Raw genomic sequence first — 19,247 nt, forward strand, 5'->3', positions numbered from 1 at the left:
CTGCCGAGCCGCGCACGCCCGATCCATCCGCTCGGCAACGCAAGCTCGTTAGCCTGAGGTCACGCGCGACCAGAATTGCTTGACGCCATCTACCCAGGAATTGGCACGTGGCGTGTGCTGGTTCGCGTCCCCATCCGAGAACGTCGCCTCGAGCTTTTCCAGCAATTCGCGTTGTTCGCGCGTGAGCCGTACTGGCGTTTCCACCACCACCCGGCAGACCAGATCGCCGGTGCGGCCACCGCGCACGGATTTGACGCCGCGCCCGCGCAGGGTAAATTGCTGGCCAGTCTGCGTTTCCGGCGGAATGACGATCGGCACTTCGCCCTCCAGCGTCGGCACCTGCAATTCCGCACCCAGCGCCGCCTGCGAGAAGCGGATCGGCAGTTCGCAATAAAGATGGTTGCCGTCGCGCTGGAAGATCGCATGCTCGCGCACGCGCACTTCCACATAGAGATCGCCAGGCTCGGTTCCCGCAGGCCCGGCTTCGCCTTGCCCCGTGAGGCGGATGCGATCGCCATTGTCGACACCGGCGGGAATGCGCACAGACAATGTGCGCGTTTCTTCCAGACGTCCTTCGCCGCGGCATTGCTTGCAGGGCTTCTCGATCGCACGGCCACTGCCGCTGCAATGCGGGCAGGTCTGCTGGATGGAGAAAATGCCGTTCTGCATGCGCACCCGGCCATGCCCATGGCAGGTCTTGCACGACGCGGTCTTGCCGTCTTCCGAGCCGCTGCCGTTGCAGTGATGGCAATTGACCTGGGTGGGAATATCGAACTTCCTCTCGACCCCGAACACGGCCTCCTCAAGATCGAGTTCCATGATGTAGCGCAGGTCGGCACCGCGCCGCGAACGCGCCCGGCCACCGCCTCCGCCGAAGATGTCGCCGAAAATATCTCCGAAGATATCGCCCATGTCACCGAAGCCGGCACCGCCACGGCCACCCATGCCATTTTCGAAAGCAGCGTGGCCGTACTGGTCGTACATCGAGCGTTTCTGCGCATCGGCCAGTACCTCGTAGGCCTCCTTGGCCTCCTTGAATTTCTCCTGCGCATGCGGATCGTCCGGGCAGCGGTCAGGATGGTATTTCATGGCCAGGCGGCGGAAGGACTTTTTCAGTTCCGCTTCGCCGACCGAACGTTCGACACCCAGCACTTCGTAGTAATCACGCTTGCTCATTGCTTGATCCGCGATTCGATGCGCCGATCGGGAATGAACCAGATCGCAGCCACCGTGGCATAAAGAACACACGACATCCACGGCGCCACGAACGCCAGCAGGATGCCACTCAGATACATGGCGACAGCAGCCTTGCCTTTCCAGTCTCCACCCAGCGCCCGGGCCAGCAAGGAAGACTTCCCGCCATTGGCCGCGATCAGGCAGTACTGGAGCGGCAGCCAGGCCAGCGCGCACATCAATAGCACGAAGCCGTAGACCGCCACCGGCTTCTGCCCAAAGTGGTTTTCGCCCATCCAGCCTGTCGTCACCGGCATCAGCGAAAGCCAGAACAGAAGGTGAAGATTAGCCCAAAGCACGCCGCCATTGACCTTCTCGGCAGCATGCAGGAAATGGTGATGGTTGTTCCAGTAGATGCCTACGTAAACGAAGCTGAGCACGTAACTGAGGAACACCGGCCATTGCTGGACCAACACATTCCAGCCGTCGCCGTGCGGCACCTTCAGTTCCAGCACCATGATGGTAATGATGATGGCCAGCACGCCATCGCTGAAAGCCTCAAGCCGCCCCTTGTCCATTGCCTTTCCTCCAAAGGCAACGAGCGCCCGCAATGGGCGCCCGTCTCCAACCTGCTCGACGATTACGACTTGCCGTCGTTCTTCACTTCGGTGAATTCAGCATCGACCACGTCGTCCGGCTGGGCGGAGCCGCCCGGGCCCGGGCCATGCTGCGCGGAACCGGCACCGGCATCGGCCGCAGCGCCACCCTGGGCCGCGGCATACAGCGATTGCGCCACCTGCTCCAGCTTCTGGACCTTGGACTCGATCGCCGCCTTGTCGTCGCCGTCCTTGACCTTTTCCAGATCCGACAGCGCACCTTCGATCGAGCTCAGCTGGTCACCCGGCACCTTGCCGCCATGCTCCTTGAGCGCGCTGCGCGTGGCATGCACCAGTTGGTCGGCCTTGTTGCGGGTGCTGACCAGTTCATGGAACTTGCGGTCTTCTTCCTTATTGGCCTCGGCGTCCGCGACCATCCGCGCGATTTCGTCCTCGGACAGGCCCGACCCGGCCTTGATCTCGATGCGCTGTTCCTTGCCGGTTTTCTTGTCCTTGGCCGACACATGCAGGATGCCGTTGGCATCGATATCGAAGGTCACCTCGATCTGCGGCATGCCGCGCGGCGAAGGCTCGATGCCGGCAAGGTCGAACTTGCCCAGCGACTTGTTGGCGTTGGCGCGCTCGCGCTCGCCCTGCAATACATGCACGGTCACGGCGGTCTGGTTGTCGTCGGCCGTGGAGAATACCTGCGAGGCCTTGGTCGGTACCGTGGTGTTCTTTTCGATGAGCTTGGTCATCACGCCGCCCATGGTCTCGATACCCAGCGACAGCGGGGTGACGTCGAGCAGCAGCACATCTTTCACCGAACCGCCCAGCACGCCACCCTGGATCGCGGCGCCGACCGCTACCGCCTCATCCGGGTTGACGTCCTTGCGCGGTTCCTTGCCGAAGAAGTCCTTGACCGACTCCTGCACTTTCGGCATGCGGGTCTGGCCGCCGACCAGGATCACCTCGTCGATGTCGGACACGCGCAAGCCGGCATCGTTCAGCGCGGTGCGGCAGGGTTCGATGGTCTTTTTCACCAGCTCTTCCACCAGCGCTTCCAGCTTGGCGCGGGTGAGCTTGATGTTCAGATGCTTCGGACCGGAGGCATCCGCCGTGACGTACGGCAGGTTCACTTCAGTCTGGTGCGCGGAGGACAGCTCGATCTTGGCACGCTCGGCCGCGTCCTTCAGGCGCTGCAACGCCAGCGGATCCTTGCGCAGGTCGATGCCCTGGTCCTTCTTGAATTCCTCGATCAGGTAATCGATGACGCGCATGTCGAAGTCTTCGCCACCCAGGAAGGTGTCGCCGTTGGTGGCCAGCACTTCGAACTGCTTCTCGCCGTCGACTTCGGCAATCTCGATGATCGACACGTCGAAGGTGCCGCCGCCAAGGTCGTACACCACGATCTTGCGGTCGCCGCCCTTCTTGTCCAGGCCATAGGCCAGCGCGGCCGCGGTCGGCTCGTTGATGATGCGCTTCACTTCCAGGCCAGCGATGCGGCCGGCGTCCTTGGTGGCCTGGCGCTGGCTGTCGTTGAAGTAGGCCGGCACGGTGATGACCGCTTCGGTCACCGTCTCGCCGAGATAATCCTCGGCGGTCTTCTTCATCTTCATCAGCACTTTGGCGGAGATTTCCTGCGGCGCCATCTTCTTGCCGTCGGCGGTCTGCACCCAGGCGTCGCCGTTGTCATGGGCAACAATGCCGTAAGGCACGATATGCAGGTCTTTCTGCACTTCGGCATCGGTGAACTTGCGGCCGATCAGGCGCTTCACCGCGTAGAACGTGTTCTTGGGATTGGTGACGCTCTGGCGCTTGGCGGGCGCGCCGACCAGCACTTCGCCATCCTTGGTGAAGGCAACGATGGATGGAGTGGTGCGATCGCCCTCCGCGTTCTCGATAACCTTGGTCGTACTGCCATCCATGATGGCCACGCACGAGTTGGTCGTGCCCAGGTCAATGCCGATGATCTTGCCCATAGATGTGCTCCGGAATCTTGCAAGCGGCTCCCTGGCCGCGAATGGTTGTCAAATGGGGTTTTGGCGAAAGCGGTTCAATACCAGCTAAACCCTGCGGTATTGGAATGGCAGGTACCGTTCAGTCGTCCTTGGCCACGGCCACCAATGCCGGGCGCAGCAATCGATCATTCAGAACGTAGCCTTTCTGCAGCACCGTAACTACGGTGCCTGCTGCCTTGCCCGGCGCTTCCACCATGCTTACGGCGTGATGACGTTCCGGGTCCAGCGGCTGGTCGACGGGATCGACCTGCACCAGCCCGTTGTTGCCGGCAATGCGCAGGAGTTCCTTCAACGTAAGGCTCAAGCCTTCGCGCACCGTGTTCACATCGCCGCCTTCCACTGACAGGCCACGCTCGAGGCTGTCGTAGACCGGCAACAGGTCATTGAGCAGTTTCTCGTTGGCGAAGCGGCGCGCCTGTTCCAGGTCGCGATGCAGGCGACGGCGCTGATTTTCCAATTCGGCCTTTTCGCGCAGCACCACCTCGCGCAGTTCGCTGTTGCTTGCTTCCAGCTCGGCCACCCTGGCCTTGAGCGCTTCGAGCTCGGCGCCCGGAGAAGCATGCTGTGCGCCGTTTTCCGGGGTACCTTCTGGCGACTGCGAATCGCTGTTATGCATGAATCACTCCAAACATCGTCCGTGGCCGGCACGTCGTACCGACCTCCTAATCATGTGCGGGCAAACCCGCCTCCCGAAGCGTTTATAAGGCCGTGGCCGCGCGATTCAAGGCTTCGCTGAGCAATCCGGCGGTCGCCTGCACCACCGGAATCACTCGCTGATAGGCCATCCGGGTAGGGCCGATGACCCCCACCGCCCCCAACAAGCGCCCCTGCGCACCGTAGCTGGCGGTGACGACACTGCAGCCGTCCAGCGCGGCAAAGCCTGATTCTTCGCCAATGAATAGTCGCACGCCAGGTGCCTTGGCACAGACTTCCATCAACTGCAGCAGCTCGTTTTTTTGCTGGAAGGCTTCGAACAGCTCGCGCAGCCGGTCCAGGTCGGCAAGTTCCGAATAGGCCATGAGATTGGTCTGGCCGCTGACGAGCACGTCCTCGCCCTGCGGTGCGAACGAGGCTGCCGCCAGCTCCACCGCACTCGACAACAGCTGATGCAATTCGCTGCTCGCCTCGCGCAGTTCGCGCAGCAGGTGTGCGCGGATATCGTCCACGCGCAAGCCCACGAAATGCTCATTGATATAGTTGGCCGCCTGCTCCAGTTCGCGCCCATCCAACGGCTTCACCAATTGGATCACGCGGTTCTGCACCTGGTTGTCGGAAAACACCAGGATCACCAGTACCCGGGCATCGGGCAATGGCACGAAATCAATATGGCGCAACGGGAAGTCGGTCTGGCGCGGCACCGTGACCACGCCGGCGAAATGCGTCATCGCCGACAGCAGCACCGAAGCGTTGCCGACCAGGTCGCGCACGGTGGTCGGGCCGGGCGGCAGCTCACGCTGCAGGCGCACCATCTCATCGCGCGGCACGGGCTGCAATTCGATCAGGCTGTCGACGAACAGGCGCAGGCCGCGGGGGGTGGGTATGCGGCCGGCCGATGTATGCGGCGAAGCCACCAGACCGGCTTCCTCGAGGTCGGCCATGATGTTGCGGATGGTCGCCGGGCTCACGTCCAGCCCGGACGAGCGCGACAGCGTGCGCGACCCCACCGGCTCGCCGTCGGCCAGGTATTGGGCGATCAACGTGCGCAGCAAGCGCCGCGCGCGGATGTCGAGATCGTGATGATGGGGCATGCGCTGTGGCAATCCGTGAGACGGTAAACAAATAAGGTTTGCCGAAGCAGAATGCAACAAAGCGCAACCCTTGGGGAAAAGGGAGCCCGCCAATGGCCTGTCAGGGTGACTTGCGGTTTCCGGGTCTCAAGGTCTCGCGCCAAAAACCGTCCTCCAGGCGGGCCGCCGTTCCCCGTTCATTCCCGCTCCCCTTACAATCGCCCGATCCACTGCCGCCCTTCTCCATGCTTACCTCCCTCTACGTCCGCCACCTTGCCGTCGTCGAACAAGCCGATATCACCTTCGGCCCAGGCTTGACCGTGGTCAGCGGCGAGACCGGCGCGGGCAAATCCCTGCTGGTCGATGCATTGATGCTATTGGCCGGAGCGCGTGCCGACAGCGGCATGGTGCGGACCGGCAGCGACCGCGCCGAACTGGTCGCCGAGTTCGACCTCAAAGGCCTGCCCGAAGCCCAGGCATGGCTGAAGCGCGAGGAACTGGATGAAGACGACGCCTGCCAGCTGCGACGCATCATCCGCGCCGAGGGCAGCTCGCGGGCATGGATCAACGGACGTCCGGCCACCATCGGCCAGATGGGCGAGCTCGCCGCGCTGCTGGTCGAAATCCACGGCCAGCACGAACACCAGGCTTTACTGGAGCGCTCGCATCAGCTGGGTCTGCTCGATGCCTACGCCGAAAACGAAAAGCAAGTGGCGCAGGTACGCGACCTCGCCTTGCAATGGCGCGATCTCGGCGCACGCATCCGCAAGCTCAGTGGCGGCGAAGACCGCGAACATCGCCTGGAGCTGCTCCGCCATGAACTGTCGGAGCTGGAAAAGTGGGCGCTCCCGGCCGCCGAACTGGCGGAACTGGAAGCCAGTCATAAACGCCTGGCGAACGCCAGCAAACTTACCGAAGGCATTACCGGCGTCGTCGAGCTGCTCGATAGCGATAGCGAATTCGCCTTGCGCCAATCGCTGGGCCGCGCGCATGCCGAACTGGCCCGCCTTGGCGCGTTGGACGATCGCCTTGGCGCGATGCTGGAGCTACTGGACAACGCACAGATACAACTCAACGAAGCCGTCGACGGCCTCGGCCGCTATGCGCAGGATGTGGATCTCGATCCCGAGCGCTACGCCGACGTCGATACCCATCTCGCCCACCTGCACGAACTTTCCCGCCGGCACCGCCTGCCCGCCGCCGACTTGGACGACAAGCGAGCGGCACTGCAGGCCGAACTGACGGAACTGGAAAATGCCGGCGAGGCGCTGGAACGGCTTGGTGCGCAGCGCGGACAGGCGCAAAACGACTACAACAAGGCCGCCGATGTGCTGGGCAAGTCTCGCCAAGCGGCCGCCAAGCGGCTCGGCAAGGAAGTCAGCGCCTTGATGGCCGAGCTGGGCATGGCCGGCGGCGTGCTGGAGGTTACGCTGGAGCGCCCGGACAGCAACGATCCCGATCCGCAAGGACGCGAGCGTTGCGAGATATTGGTCAGCGCCAACCCGGGCCAGCCACCGAGAGCGTTGCGCAAGGTCGCCTCCGGAGGCGAACTGGCCCGGATCAGCCTGGCGATCGAAGTGGCCACGCTGGGCAAGGACACGATCGGCTGCATGGTATTCGACGAAGTCGACACCGGTATCGGCGGCGCGGTCGCCGAAGTGGTCGGCCAGAAACTGCGGGCGCTGGGATCGCGCTGCCAGGTGCTATGCGTCACCCACCTGCCGCAGGTGGCCGCGCAAGGGCACGCCCATTTGCGTGTCAGCAAGCACAGCGAAGGCAAATCCACCCACACACGCATCGATTCCCTGGACAACGAAGGCCGGCGCGACGAATTGGCCCGCATGCTGGGCGGCGTCGAAATCACGCGGGAAACGCGCGCGCATGCGAAGAAAATGCTGGAGCAGGCGCAGATCGCCTGAATGGTCGCAAGCGACTGAGGTGAAACGGCAGGAAAGCGGGCAACCAGCAAGATGCCTGGCGAAGGCTATCTCCAAAAACGTAGCTTCGCCGGCCTTGGGTTCTGTGTGCTCCATCGCCGCCGCAATAGCATGCCGCCATGTGCATCCGCTTGCGTTCCGGGCCAGCCCGCAGAACAACCTATGTACGAATCGGCAGCAGCCCCCGCTCGCTGGCGATGCGGTAAAGATCCAGTTCCGAACCCGCCCCAAGCTTGCCCATCAAGCTGGCGCGGTGGATATAAACCGTTTTCTGCCCGATGCCCAACTCGCCCGCTACTTGCTTGGGTGCGCGTCCCGCAGCCAGCAGCAAGAACACCTCGCGCTCGCGCGCGGTGAGGCGATCGACCGGATCGAGCGTATCGTGCGGGCGCTCAGCGCGCCGCTGGCGCAAATCGGAACTGAGGAACTGCTCGCCACGCATCACCGCACGCAGGCCGGCCACCAGTTCCTCCGGCGCCGCTCCCTTGGTGACATAGCCGCTGGCACCACGCCGCAACGCCTCGGATACGTAAGGCTCGCCATCGTGCATGCTCAGCACCACGATGCGCGTACCGGTCGCCACGCTGCGCAAGTGTTCGATCAAGGGCAATCCGCTGCCATCGGGCAACGACAGATCCAGTGCCACCAGGTCGGGGCGGCGTTGGCTGATCGCCTCGACCGCATCGTCGGCATTACGGCATTCGGCCACGACCTCAAGGTCGGGCTCCATCTCGATAAGCCGTTTGAACCCTTCGCGGACGATGGCGTGATCGTCGACCAGAACAATGCTGTGCATGGACGCACTGTAGCAGTCTGCGCGACGGACGGAAGCGATCCACATGTACCATCTGCGCATGCGACTGAAATCCCTGCTGCCCTACGTCTCCGGCCCTCTTGCGGGCCTCGGCTACGCCTTGGCCTGGGCGCTGCTATGGCCTACCGCCGAGCCTGATTGGACCTTGCAGTTCGGCCTGCGCTTCGGGGTGCTGCTGCTGGCTCCATTGCGTTATTGGGGCTGGCTGATTGGTGGCGAATTGATTGCCGCGGGACTGATCGATTTCTTGCATAGCTACACCATGGGCTGGCGTGTGTTCGTTTACGGCGATCTGCCGCAACCGATCGTGGTGGCGCTGTGCCTGGGCTTGCTACGCCGGGCGAACCTGCGGCCGAGCCTGCGCGATCCGGAAGAGGTCTCGCGCCTGCTTCTCTCCGCCGGCTTCACCGTGGTCGCCGCCACCGCTACCGATGCGTTGATGATGGCGCTGGTGCACGAATTGCCGCCTTCCGGACTGCTGCAAGCGCTGGGCGACGAACTGCTCGGCAACTACGTCGGACTGCTACTGCTGGTGCCGCCGCTGATCATGCTATGGCGCGCGCGTCCTTCGAAACACGAAATGTCGGAATTGTTGATGGATGGCTTGCTGGTGATGCTGCCCGCCCTGGTCATCCTGCTGATCCTGACCGAACAGGCGGCGCCGCAACGCGAGTTCGCCCGGGTGCTGTCATTGGCGCCGGTACTGTTCTTCGCGTTCCGGCATGGCTGGCGTGGCGCGAGTCTGTCCATGCTGATGTCGAGCCTTGGCATGGCGCTGGTCGACCGCGTGTTCACCCACGCGATCCCGACCGCCTCCTCGCACATGTTCCTGGCGGTAGCCGGCACCGGCGCGCTGATGCTCGGTTCGGCGACCGACGCGCTTCGCCGCAGCAGCGCCCGCGTCGCCGAGCAGAACGTATACCTGGCCGCGGTGAATCGACGCCTGGACCACCTCGCTCGGCAACTGCGCGATGCCGCGCGTGGCAACATGCAGGCAGAGGAAAACCAGCGCCGCCACATGGCCGCCGAACTGCACGACGAACTCGGCCAAAACCTCACCGCCATCCAGACCCACGTCAAGCTTGCACAAAACCGCCTGCAGCAGGCCGGACTCGAAGATATCGGCACCTCGATCAACAGCATCCTCGGGCACATGCGCCGAGCCTTGCATCGCCTGCTGGATGACCTGCGGCCAGCGGTGCTCGATGAATTCGGCCTGATGCGAGCGCTTGACGAAGGTCCGATCCGCGATCTGATGGCCACCGCCGGCATGACCTACTCCACGGAACTGTACGGCGATCCACGCCTGCTCGAAGAGGATATCCGCACCGCCATCTACCGGCTTGCCCAGGAAAGCGCCACCAATGCGGTCAAGCATGCACAAGCCAGCGAATTTCGCCTGCGCCTGCGCATCGGCGAACGTGCGGGCATCGCGCTGGCGCTGCTGGATATCCGCGATAACGGCGTCGGCCTGCCCGAGCGGGTGCCGCGCGGCGGTCGTGGCTTGCAAGGCATGCGCGACCGGGTGATGTCGCTTGGTGGACTGTTCAGGCTGCGCCCCGATCAGCAGGGCGTGCACCTGCGCATTTTGTTGCGAAGCACAATCTCGGGTCGCGAAACAAGTGACTTGTGACACTGTAACTAGGAAATTTTCCAATACCAGCCACGTAAAGGCTTCGTTACGATCACTTCATCGATGTGGGGGAGCCGCCGTCGCAAGACGGTGAGCACGGGCCAGCCGTGGGGACGGCAGGCCCGAAGAATGGCAGGAAGCCATTCCGCCGGAGTCTGGACAAACGCGGGTATCACGAGCAACTCGGGTACTCGGCAAGTCAAGGGACAACGGTAAGCCGCTGGGTGGACAGGAGTCCTCCCGCGGCTTTTTTTATGGGCGAACGGAAAAACAGGCGCCCGATACCGAAGACCGCCTCACCCAGGCTTAACTGCCCCGCTCTCCCGGGGCTGGCCGCCCCTGGAGCGAACCGACCGAGTCCCTACCTCTTCCTGGCCGGCCGCACATAAAGCACGAGGCTATGGTCCTGGATTTCGTAGCCATGCCGGCTGGCGATCTCGCGCTGCAAACGCTCGATCTCCTCGCTGACGAACTCGATCACCTTTCCGCTGTCCACATCGATCATGTGGTCATGGTGCTGGCCACGATCCAGTTCATAGACCGCCTGCCCACCCTCGAAATTATGCTTGCTGAGGATGCCGGCGGCCTCGAACTGAGTCAGTACCCGGTACACCGTGGCCAGGCCGATATCTTCCTGGTAGGCCAGCAACTTCTTGTAGACGTCCTCGGCCGTCAGATGCCGAACGCCGTCCTCTTCGAAGATCTGGAGTATGCGCATGCGGGGATGAGTAACTTTCAGCCCGGCCTTGCGGAGTTCTTGGGTTTCCTGCTCCATCGCAAGCTCCCGATACACGGTGGAATCAAGCCTTTAGTGTATCATCCGTTACCTTCACGATCCGGACGCAATACGAATGCAAAAGCTGATCCGCACGCTGGGCTTCGCCACGCTGGCACTCCCCCTCGCCGGCTGCCATATCGTGTACACCCCCGACGTGGCCCAGGGCAATCTGTTCGACAAGACCATCGACAAGAACCTTGCCGAACAGCTGAAGCCGGGTCTCACCAAGCGCCAGGTGCTGGTGCTGCTGGGCACCCCGTCCGTCGCTTCACCATTCGATCAAAACCGCTGGGACTACGTGTCCACTTATTCCCATCGCGGCGAAAAGATGAAGCTCAATTCGCTTAGCCTGTTTTTCAATAACGACGTGCTGGTGCGCACCGAAGGCACGCTGTACTTCCAGGATGCGCAGAAGCTGGTCAACGAAAGCAACAAGTACAAGACCAATTACAACGTCAACGATACCTCCGGCGACAAGAGCTCCGGCGGCAGCGATGGCGGTGATAGCGACGGTGATGGCGGCGATAACGGCAATGGCGGCGACGACAGCGGTTCGCACTGATATCGATCAGTGCCATGCCATAGAGGCGGCGTAAAACCTCTCTATCGCGCGCGCCGTCGACGCGCATCCTTCGGATCCAGGGTAAGCGGTCGGTAGATTTCCACCCGATCGCCGTCGCGAAGCATTTCGTCCGGTGCCACACGGCGGGAAAAAACGCCAAGGCGCAACGGATCGAAGGCGACTCCTGGCATCTCGCGCAAGACCCCCGATTGCTCCACCGCCTGGATCACCGTGCTGCCGACAGGCAGGTTCAGGCGTCGCACTACCTGCCGTTCCGCCGTGGCGCACACCACCTCCACGCAGATGCGGTCAGCCATAGACCTTTTCCGCCTCGCGGCAGAAATCGTCGACCATGCGATTGGCCAAGCCCTGGAAACCCAGTTTCAAGGCCGCGCCGCCCAGGCGTCCGGCATAATCGAAATCCAGCTCCAGCGCGACCTTGCAGCCCTCCGTGCCCAGCGGGATGAAATCCCAGAAACCCTCCAGGCTGCGAAGGGGCCCACTCACCAGGCCCACCTGCAAGCGTCGCGGACGATCGATGGTGTTGCGCGTGGTAAAGCTGTGATGGAAACCGGCAAACTTGAGATCGAGCCGCACCACCAGCATGTTCTCCCCGCGCTCGATCACCTCGGTGTTGGCACACCAGGCGAAGCGCTTTGGGTATGCTTCGACCTCATTCACCAGGTCGAACATTTGCGCCGGCGAGTATTTCACCAGGGCGCTGCGGCGGATTTCGATCACGGCAGCCTCTTTACAAGAATCCAGGTCGAGCCGGCGTACAGGCGGCCTGCACGGGGCAACAGCCCGAAGTTTAGCGGACATGGCAAAAGCGAAGGACAAGGACAAAAAAAATACCGGCGGCACGATCGCGCTCAACAAGCGCGCCCGGCACGAATACCACATCGACCAGCGCTATGAGGCGGGCATCGCCCTGCAAGGCTGGGAGCTGAAGGCATTGCGCGCCGGCCGGATCAACTTCGGCGACGGCTATGCCGTGGTGCTGAAGGGAGAGCTATTCCTGGTCGGCACCTCCATCCCACCACTGATCAGCGCCTCCACCCACGTGGTGGCGGTAGACCGCCGCACCCGCAAACTGCTGCTCCATCGCCAGGAAATCGACCAGTTGATCGGCGCCGTGGAACGCAAGGGCTACACCCTGGTGCCGATCGCCATGTACTGGAAAGGCAACAAGGTAAAGGTGGAAATCGGCTTGGCGCGCGGCAAGCAGGAACACGACAAGCGCAACACCGAGAAAGAGCGCGACTGGCAACGCGAAAAGCAGCGCACCATGCGTTCGCATAACCGCGAGGCGTAGCGCGGCAGCGGAGAAGACAGCGGGAACAAGTCACCCATCGTTCTCTCAATCTCGCCCGATTTGTTGCCTCCCCTTGCCCCAACCGCAGTCGTCACCATATATACTGGCAACGCTTAAGCAATCTTTTCCCCGGGGGTGTCCTGGCTTCGACGGGGGTAGTGAGATAGCTTGGTGCATGCCGAGGGGGCAGCTTTCCTCGTTAATCCAGCCGCAAACTTATAGTTGCCAACGACGACAACTACGCTCTGGCCGCTTAAGGCCTAGCCCCGAACCCACTTGTGCCTGTGCTCGTCGGTGTAGGGTCATTATCACGGGATCGCCCAAAGCCGCCGCCTGCCGGCCAGGGTCAAATCAAGCGGGCTGGTCCTTCGATGCGCCTCGCACATCGTGCTGTCGCGGGATGAGATTCAACGGTGAGCTAAGCATGTAGTACCGGGCGTCAAGCGCCTTCGGACGCGGGTTCGACTCCCGCCACCTCCACCAATTACTCGTCCAACGACGTCCAACCAAGGCCGGAAAACCCGATGATACCAAGGGTTCCGGCCTTTTTCTTGTCCGATATCGTCCAACCGCATCCATTGAAATCCGGGGGTAACTGGGGGTAAGTTTCGGGGTAACTGGCCTACCCCCACAGGGTGTTACCCCCAATGCCTCTTTCTGACACCGGCATCCGCAAAGCCGCTCGTCCTGACAAGCCAAAGAAGCTCGCGGACGGTGGCGGGCTGTATCTGCTGCTCAATCCGAACGGCTCGAAATGGTGGCGCCTCAAGTACCGCCATGGCGGCAAAGAGAAGCTGCTATCGCTCGGCACCTATCCGGACACGAGCCTCGCCGACGCACGCGAAAAGCGCGACAGTGCACGCAAGCAACTTGCTGCAGGCATCGATCCAGGCGCGCACCGCAAAGCCGAGAAAGCCGCCGGCGAAGAACGGGCAGCCAATAGCTTCGAGGTCGTTGCCCGCGAGTGGCACGCTAAGCAGTCCAAGTCGTGGGTGGAACTACACGCCAGCCGCATCATGCTTCGCCTGGAGAACGACATCTTCCCTTGGCTGGGCAATCGTCCTATCGCCGACATCACGGCAAAGGAATTGCTGGGGACGGTGAATCGCATCGTCGACCGCGGCGCCGCTGAATCCGCACATCGTGTGCTGCAGAACTGCGGCCAGGTCTTCCGCTACGCGATCGCCACCGGACGCGCGGAACGCAATCCCGCAGCCGATCTGAAAGGCGCCCTTCCCCCGGTGAAGCAAAAGCACTTGGCCGCCATCACCGATCCGAACGCCATCGGCGCCCTACTCCGCGCGATCGATGACTACCGTGGATCCTTCGTAACGAAGTGCGCCCTACGGCTGGCACCGCTGGTATTCGTACGCCCAGGTGAATTGCGACAAGCCGAATGGACTGAGTTCGACCTTGACAAGGCGGAATGGAACATACCCGCCGAGAAGATGAAAATGCGCGAGCCCCATCTTGTGCCGCTGCCACTGCAAGCTGTAGAGATCCTACGCGAGCTGCAAGCACTTACCGGGCAAGGTCGTTATCTGTTTCCGAGCGCGCGCGGCCCGAAGCGCCCTATGAGCAATAACGCCGTGCTGGCGGCTCTTCGTCGTATGGGCTATGCCAGTGAAGAAATGAGCGGCCATGGCTTCCGAGCGATGGCGCGCACGGTACTGGATGAGGTACTGCACTTCCGGCCCGATTACATCGAACACCAGCTTGCACATGCCGTCCGTGATCCGAATGGGCGAGCCTACAACCGCACTGCACACCTGACCGAACGCCGGAAGATGATGCAGGCGTGGGCGGACTACTTGGATACGCTCAAGGCTGGCGGCAATGTGGTGGCGATCCGTAAGAAGGTCAGCTAGCCCGCAAAAAAAACCCGCCGGAGCGGTTAAGGATGCAACTTCTTTCCAATCAGTGGGGCCGACTATTGGGATCTTTGGTCCCTATGGCCCCGGTATACGGATTTACGCTACCGCGCGTGGAGAAATTATTCGCCTTCGTGTGATCTGGAGCTGTTCTCATATGCGACTGAACATGCTCACCATTACGTTTGATGTAGCTGTGCACATGCACATCTGACGAACTCTTTGAAGGATTGGGGTACGAGGAGCTGTGACGCGAAGATCCACTGTAATGATGGGAGGCCGCGTTGGCAGCCATAACCGGCAAGAAACAGAGAAGCAGAGCTACTCTCTTCACTTCATCCTCCTTGGCTTTATTGTCACGGCGAAACCGTACTTCAGGTATTAATGATGCATCTTTGCGGGGTTCTTCGGCGAATACGTTGCGCGCAATGTGTAAATTAGTTCACTTCATGTACGCCGCAAACTTCGAGGAGATACGACGTCGACACGTCATGCTCCTCTTCGCCATTCAAATGACAAAGTACGTTGTCCAAGATGGCCCGAGCACAGCGGTGCAGCTCAGCGTCGGTTGGCCCATGCAAGGACAGGACAATATTGGCAACAGCGTAGGACAGCGCCTGGACGCCGGTGCCTTTGTAGCCCCAATTAACACCGCCGTTGTATTTAAAGAGATCGTACCGGGCAGGAATCGCTTCGGCGGTCCCGCCTTCCTCGAACCTATGCATGGCAACACCGCCACCTTCCACATGACGCAACAAGATCGTGCCCATTAGCTACCTCCATTTGCTTTCGGCCTTGTATCGGCCGGCTGCGCGCTTACTTGAGCAGACCTTTCAGTTCGTTGCGAGCCTTGTCACCATTCCCTTTCACCCTAAACCCCGGACCTCGGCTCTTGAGCAGCCAGCCAAAACGGGGTCCAGGTAGGTCAGGAGGAAGAGTTCGGCCAACCCTGGCAATCGGCTTGACCTGTCGAAATGGTCGTGGTTTGCCGCATTGCCCCAGCACCATCCTGCTCGGCAATAAGGTCGGCGGAGCGTGCCGGTTTCCTCTGGGCGCTGGAATGGCTTATCCGCTCGGCCTAGCTGGTGCGGGGGTGGCGCGCGCAGCCATGGAGATAAAAGAGTTGTCCAATTTTGAGACCCGCTTAACAATTAGTAACTGTTTTTTAGTTACGATCCACCTCCAAGGAGCGGGGGCCGATGTCAAAACACGCGAAACTCATAGCGCGGATTGCTACGACCCCGCCGCCATCAGACATCAAGTGGGATGAGCTCAAGGGAGCACTAAAATCCCTTGGTTATGAACTCCTTAATGGAGGTGGATCGAGGCGGAAATTTTTCCATAGAGGAAAGAACGCTCTCATCATTTGCCATGAACCACACTCCCCAAACGAAGTCGACAAAGGATGCCTCGTCGACGTGAGGGAGCATCTCAAGGCACACGGATTTCTTTGAGGTATGACGATGACAGTATTTACTGCGTACAAGGGTTATGAAGGCACTGCAGACATCGATTTGGATACTTTTGAATGTCGAGGGAAGATCCTCTTCATTGACGACCTTGTGACCTTTAAAGCGGAATCGCCCAAGCTGCTCGAAAAGGAGTTTCACGCTGCGGTAGACGATTACCTCACGACCTGCGAGACGCTCGGCCGCGATCCTCAGCGTCCGTGCAAAGGCCAGTTTCAAGTTCGTATAGCTCCTGATCTGCATAGAGCGGCCTTGTTGCGCGCATCGGCCGAAAAAACCTCGCTCAACGATATAGTTGCGCGATCGGTCGACTGCTATCTAAACGGGCAGTCCGAAGTAAATCATCGCCATTTTGTCTTCGTGGAAATGGAAGCTGGTTCACTCGATTCGCCTTTTACGACCATGAAAGCGATGGTTGCAGAGGGTGCGGAGACCAATCGTGTCCACCATTGAGGGAGATCCCGGACGTCCTGCGGCCGAAGAGGTGGCGGGAACTGCTACCACTAAGGAATTGGCCACGATATTGGTGAAGCACTTTGGGCTCCACGAAGGGAAATTTAACCTTGCCGTCGAGTATCAGGTTGGCTCGGGACCTATTGGACCGAATAAAGAGAGTCTCGTGCCAGGAATCATGGTTGCCTTCAGTCGGCTCAACCTAGTGAAAGCAGACAAAGACGGCCCTCTTGTAGTCGATGCATCAGAGGTTAACCCAAGGCCGCGATCTAAAAGCCGCAAGTCTTAGTCAGCAACCCCGCTCTGGCGGGGTTCTTCATATCTGGTATGGCATAGCGCGACCTAGAAGCCGATATCCGTCAGTTCCCTCCGCGATCTGAAATACGCCGTACGTGTGATGGCTTCACAACGACTGGGCAGCTCCCCGTCGCTGAGCTACGCACGGTAACTCTGAAGATTTGCTAGCCTTATCGAAATACTTTTGGGCCCATTGCTGGGTATGGTGCATTGTTTGTGCTCCGTTCGAACCTTGTGGCCTTTCATGAACACACGCAACATCATGGCAGAGAATAGGCTTGGGAATTTTATGGAATGAGACGTTATGCAGAAGCTAGTCCGCTGGCTCGACTATGCACGCGAGAGACCCGAAATCGTACTGTCATTTGCGATCGGCTGTGTCTGCGGAGTTTTACTGCGTCTGCCACTTTTCCCCTGGAAGCTCGGTAATGACGCAAGCAACGTCATGGGGACAGCATTGGGAGCGCTGATAGGCGCCGGTACGGCGGCCGTTATCGCGTCTGGCATTGCAAATCGCGCCGATCGAGTCGCAAGAGCAACGATCGCCAACGTCATTCGAGAGCCGCTTAGCCTTCTGACACAAATTGAAGATTCGACGAAAAGAAATCTGCTTAATCACGAAATAGGCAGCCAAATAACTATTTTGAGAGATCAAGCTAGTCACGCACAACAGCGACTTAAAATTCTCTCCACATCAGATCGATTCGCCAGCGGGATGGCAGGTACCGCTATTGTGGATGCGATGCTTGTCATGGAATCGATTGATACTCGCATGGCGTCAACCGGGACCATCCTCGGGTTTGCGATGGCGAACGATCGAAACGGCTGGTACTCGATGCCACTTGAGACTCGCGCGAATATCACTGCCAACATCGTCAAACTTCAATCGGCTCTATCCATGCTCGGGCATACTTTTGGTCCGACATGAGTGCCGCCGATTCATTGCCACTCGCTGACTTCCAACTTCCTCTGCGACATGTGTGGCCGGATTGGCCTCAAAAATTGGTATGCCATACGTCCTGAGAAGCCGCGCTCAGTGGGTGATCACTTTGCGCGATCACGCCGAGGTAAACCGCGCAGGCATTCGCAGAAAGCCAGCGGTCGCCATCAACCAAGTTCATATCGCGCAGCAAAGTAGCCATTTTGCGCACACGCCGGATCGCGCCATCTGGCCTCGCGGTAGCTGTCTACGAAACAAACCGGTACTTACGCCATGTCGACACGGCAGAAAGTAAACCCAGCAGATAGCGCCGTCGCGGTCACGCATTCCTCAGTACGTCGCTATCAATGCACCAATGTCGGCCTTTTGAACCATGACCTCGATGAGCAGCCTTTGCTGTAAGTCCGTATGTGGCCCTTTGATGGCTCATCAGCCGCCAATCCCTCACCATAGGCATATCCATCAGCAGCAACCTGCTGCAGTCGTCCGTTCTGCGGATGGAACTGAAAGGATAGAAAGCAATCGTCACGGTCGTACCTGATCGTATCGCCAGCATTACCGCCGATGATGGTGAACCGCCCCGGCTTTCGTGAAGGCTGTTTGGTTTAAGTCATGCTGGTTCAGCGGCTCGTGATTGCGCGAGTTGCCGATAGTAGTTTGCCTCGGCCTCCGCTGGCGGGATATAGCCGATTGGTGCAAGCAATCGCTGGGCGTTGAACCAGGCCACCCATTCCAGCGTCGCAAGCTCTACGGCCGCCTTGGTTTTCCATGGCCCTCTGCGGTGAATCAGCTCGGCTTTGTAGAGCCCATTGATGGTCTCGGCGAGTGCGTTGTCGTAGCTGTCGCCGCGACGTGCCGTCGCGCTCTGGACGACGGGCGTAGAGCGCCTGCTCGAGTGCATCGAGTACGAAATCCGTACGCATCGAATCGCTGACCCGCCAACCGACGATACGGCGGGCGAAGACGTCGATGACAAACGCGACGTACAGCCAGCCCTGCCAGGTCGAGACGTACGTGAAATCACTGACCCACAGCTGGTTCGGTCGGTCGGCACGGAATTGCCGATTAACCTTGTCCAGCGGGCGCGGTGCATCACGATCACTGACGGTGGTNGCGACTTCCCACTGAAGGTTCGATTCCCGCCTCGGCCAGGCGTTCGCTATAGCGGATCGAGACGTATTGCGAACCTCGATCGCTGTGGTGGATCAACGTGCCGTCGCGCTCTGGACGACGGGCGTAGAGCGCCTGCTCGAGTGCATCGAGTACGAAATCCGTACGCATCGAGTCGCTGACCCGCCAACCGACGATACGGCGGGCGAAGACGTCGATGACAAACGCGACGTACAGCCAGCCCTGCCAGGTCGAGACGTACGTGAAATCACTGACCCACAGCTGGTTCGGTCGGTCGGCACGGAATTGCCGATTAACCTTGTCCAGCGAGCGCGGTGCATCACGATCACTGACGGTGGTGCGCACGACCTTGCCGCGCATGACGCCGCGCAGTCCATGCTTGCGCATCAACCGCTCGACCGTGCATCGTGCCGCCACGATGCCTTCGCGGCCGAGCTGTCGCCAGACCTTGTCCGCACCGTAGACCTGCAGGTTCGCTCGCCAGACGCGCTGGATCTGCGCAACCAGCGCCTCGTCGCGCTGTGTTCGCA

The 19,247-nt window shown here is 60.6% G+C and carries 19 protein-coding genes, 1 other RNA gene and 2 pseudogenes; 9 read left to right on the forward strand and 13 right to left on the reverse strand.

Going from position 1 to position 19,247, the window contains the following annotated elements; all coding sequences use genetic code 11:
* Window positions 1-48: 48 nt before the first annotated feature.
* The 5 genes from dnaJ to hrcA form a co-directional block, all read right to left on the reverse strand.
* A complete protein-coding gene (dnaJ, locus tag ISP15_RS10475; RefSeq protein WP_404547251.1) occupies window positions 49-1,176 on the reverse strand; it encodes a molecular chaperone DnaJ in 1,128 nt (375 codons plus the stop codon).
* Complete coding sequence (locus ISP15_RS10480) at window positions 1,173-1,751, reverse strand: TMEM175 family protein (RefSeq protein WP_404547252.1); 579 nt, start codon at window positions 1,749-1,751, stop codon at window positions 1,173-1,175. Before ISP15_RS10480 ends, dnaJ begins: the two co-directional genes overlap by 4 nt.
* Window positions 1,752-1,813: 62 nt before the next feature.
* Window positions 1,814-3,751 carry a molecular chaperone DnaK gene (dnaK, locus tag ISP15_RS10485; protein ID WP_404547253.1) on the reverse strand — a complete coding sequence of 646 codons (1,938 nt, stop codon included), beginning with the start codon at window positions 3,749-3,751 and terminating at the stop codon, window positions 1,814-1,816.
* Between the two features lie 118 nt (window positions 3,752-3,869).
* Window positions 3,870-4,406, reverse strand: a complete 537-nt coding sequence (gene grpE, locus ISP15_RS10490; RefSeq protein WP_404547254.1) for a nucleotide exchange factor GrpE — start codon at window positions 4,404-4,406, stop codon at window positions 3,870-3,872.
* Between the two features lie 82 nt (window positions 4,407-4,488).
* Entirely contained in the window at window positions 4,489-5,538 is a 1,050-nt protein-coding gene (hrcA, locus tag ISP15_RS10495; protein ID WP_404547255.1) for a heat-inducible transcriptional repressor HrcA, read from the reverse strand.
* Between the two features lie 224 nt (window positions 5,539-5,762).
* Here hrcA and recN point away from each other — a divergent pair, with 224 nt between their 5' ends.
* Window positions 5,763-7,436 carry a DNA repair protein RecN gene (recN, locus tag ISP15_RS10500; RefSeq protein WP_404547256.1) on the forward strand — a complete coding sequence of 558 codons (1,674 nt, stop codon included), beginning with the start codon at window positions 5,763-5,765 and terminating at the stop codon, window positions 7,434-7,436.
* Between the two features lie 178 nt (window positions 7,437-7,614).
* Here the strand turns inward: recN and ISP15_RS10505 are convergent, their stop codons facing one another.
* Window positions 7,615-8,250: a response regulator gene (locus ISP15_RS10505; protein ID WP_404547257.1), complete on the reverse strand. Its 636-nt coding sequence runs from the start codon at window positions 8,248-8,250 to the stop codon at window positions 7,615-7,617.
* A gap of 58 nt (window positions 8,251-8,308) precedes the next feature.
* Between ISP15_RS10505 and ISP15_RS10510 the strand changes: the two genes are divergently transcribed.
* Window positions 8,309-9,901, forward strand: a complete 1,593-nt coding sequence (locus ISP15_RS10510; protein ID WP_449757818.1) for an MASE1 domain-containing sensor histidine kinase — start codon at window positions 8,309-8,311, stop codon at window positions 9,899-9,901.
* A 361-nt stretch (window positions 9,902-10,262) separates the two neighbouring features.
* Here ISP15_RS10510 and fur read toward each other — a convergent pair whose 3' ends face one another.
* Window positions 10,263-10,676, reverse strand: coding sequence for a ferric iron uptake transcriptional regulator (gene fur / locus ISP15_RS10515; protein ID WP_404547259.1), 414 nt, complete (start codon window positions 10,674-10,676; stop codon window positions 10,263-10,265).
* 76 nt (window positions 10,677-10,752) lie between these two features.
* On the opposite strand from fur, the gene ISP15_RS10520 reads away from it, so the two are divergent.
* A complete protein-coding gene (locus tag ISP15_RS10520) occupies window positions 10,753-11,241 on the forward strand; it encodes an outer membrane protein assembly factor BamE (RefSeq protein ID WP_404547260.1) in 489 nt (162 codons plus the stop codon).
* Window positions 11,242-11,282: 41 nt separating this feature from the next.
* On the opposite strand, the gene ISP15_RS10525 is transcribed toward ISP15_RS10520, so the two are convergent.
* Window positions 11,283-11,558 carry an RnfH family protein gene (locus ISP15_RS10525; RefSeq protein ID WP_404547261.1) on the reverse strand — a complete coding sequence of 92 codons (276 nt, stop codon included), beginning with the start codon at window positions 11,556-11,558 and terminating at the stop codon, window positions 11,283-11,285.
* The gene (locus ISP15_RS10530; protein ID WP_404547262.1) at window positions 11,551-11,982 is read right to left on the reverse strand and encodes a type II toxin-antitoxin system RatA family toxin; all 432 of its coding nucleotides are present in this window, start codon (window positions 11,980-11,982) and stop codon (window positions 11,551-11,553) included. Before ISP15_RS10530 ends, ISP15_RS10525 begins: the two co-directional genes overlap by 8 nt.
* Window positions 11,983-12,061: 79 nt before the next feature.
* On the opposite strand from ISP15_RS10530, the gene smpB reads away from it, so the two are divergent.
* The 3 genes from smpB to ISP15_RS10545 all read left to right on the forward strand — a co-directional run bounded on the left by smpB (window position 12,062) and on the right by ISP15_RS10545 (window position 14,424).
* A complete protein-coding gene (smpB, locus tag ISP15_RS10535; protein WP_404547263.1) occupies window positions 12,062-12,556 on the forward strand; it encodes an SsrA-binding protein SmpB in 495 nt (164 codons plus the stop codon).
* A gap of 131 nt (window positions 12,557-12,687) precedes the next feature.
* Window positions 12,688-13,039: a transfer-messenger RNA gene (ssrA, locus tag ISP15_RS10540) on the forward strand.
* 164 nt (window positions 13,040-13,203) lie between these two features.
* A complete protein-coding gene (locus ISP15_RS10545) occupies window positions 13,204-14,424 on the forward strand; it encodes a tyrosine-type recombinase/integrase (RefSeq protein ID WP_404547264.1) in 1,221 nt (406 codons plus the stop codon).
* A gap of 440 nt (window positions 14,425-14,864) precedes the next feature.
* Here the strand turns inward: ISP15_RS10545 and ISP15_RS10550 are convergent, their stop codons facing one another.
* A complete protein-coding gene (locus tag ISP15_RS10550; protein WP_404547265.1) occupies window positions 14,865-15,197 on the reverse strand; it encodes a hypothetical protein in 333 nt (110 codons plus the stop codon).
* 429 nt (window positions 15,198-15,626) lie between these two features.
* On the opposite strand from ISP15_RS10550, the gene ISP15_RS10555 reads away from it, so the two are divergent.
* The 3 genes from ISP15_RS10555 (at window position 15,627) to ISP15_RS10565 (ending at window position 17,574) form a co-directional block, all read left to right on the forward strand.
* On the forward strand, window positions 15,627-15,881 hold the full coding sequence (locus ISP15_RS10555) for a type II toxin-antitoxin system HicA family toxin (RefSeq protein ID WP_404547266.1): 255 nt from the start codon (window positions 15,627-15,629) through the stop codon (window positions 15,879-15,881).
* A 9-nt stretch (window positions 15,882-15,890) separates the two neighbouring features.
* Complete coding sequence (locus ISP15_RS10560; protein ID WP_404547268.1) at window positions 15,891-16,349, forward strand: type II toxin-antitoxin system HicB family antitoxin; 459 nt, start codon at window positions 15,891-15,893, stop codon at window positions 16,347-16,349.
* Window positions 16,350-16,950: 601 nt separating this feature from the next.
* Window positions 16,951-17,574, forward strand: coding sequence for a hypothetical protein (locus ISP15_RS10565; RefSeq protein ID WP_404547269.1), 624 nt, complete (start codon window positions 16,951-16,953; stop codon window positions 17,572-17,574).
* A gap of 67 nt (window positions 17,575-17,641) precedes the next feature.
* Here the strand turns inward: ISP15_RS10565 and ISP15_RS10570 are convergent, their stop codons facing one another.
* The 3 genes and pseudogenes from ISP15_RS10570 to ISP15_RS10580 form a co-directional block, all read right to left on the reverse strand.
* Complete coding sequence (locus ISP15_RS10570; RefSeq protein WP_404547270.1) at window positions 17,642-17,788, reverse strand: hypothetical protein; 147 nt, start codon at window positions 17,786-17,788, stop codon at window positions 17,642-17,644.
* A 408-nt stretch (window positions 17,789-18,196) separates the two neighbouring features.
* Window positions 18,197-18,704 (reverse strand): annotated as a pseudogene (locus tag ISP15_RS10575) (DDE-type integrase/transposase/recombinase); the annotation flags it as partial.
* Window positions 18,700-19,247 (reverse strand): annotated as a pseudogene (locus ISP15_RS10580) (IS3 family transposase); the annotation flags it as partial. The pseudogenes ISP15_RS10575 and ISP15_RS10580, both read right to left, overlap by 5 nt.

Origin of the sequence: Dyella jejuensis (assembly GCF_044904675.1) — a bacterium.
GTDB lineage: Bacteria > Pseudomonadota > Gammaproteobacteria > Xanthomonadales > Rhodanobacteraceae > Dyella_B > Dyella_B jejuensis.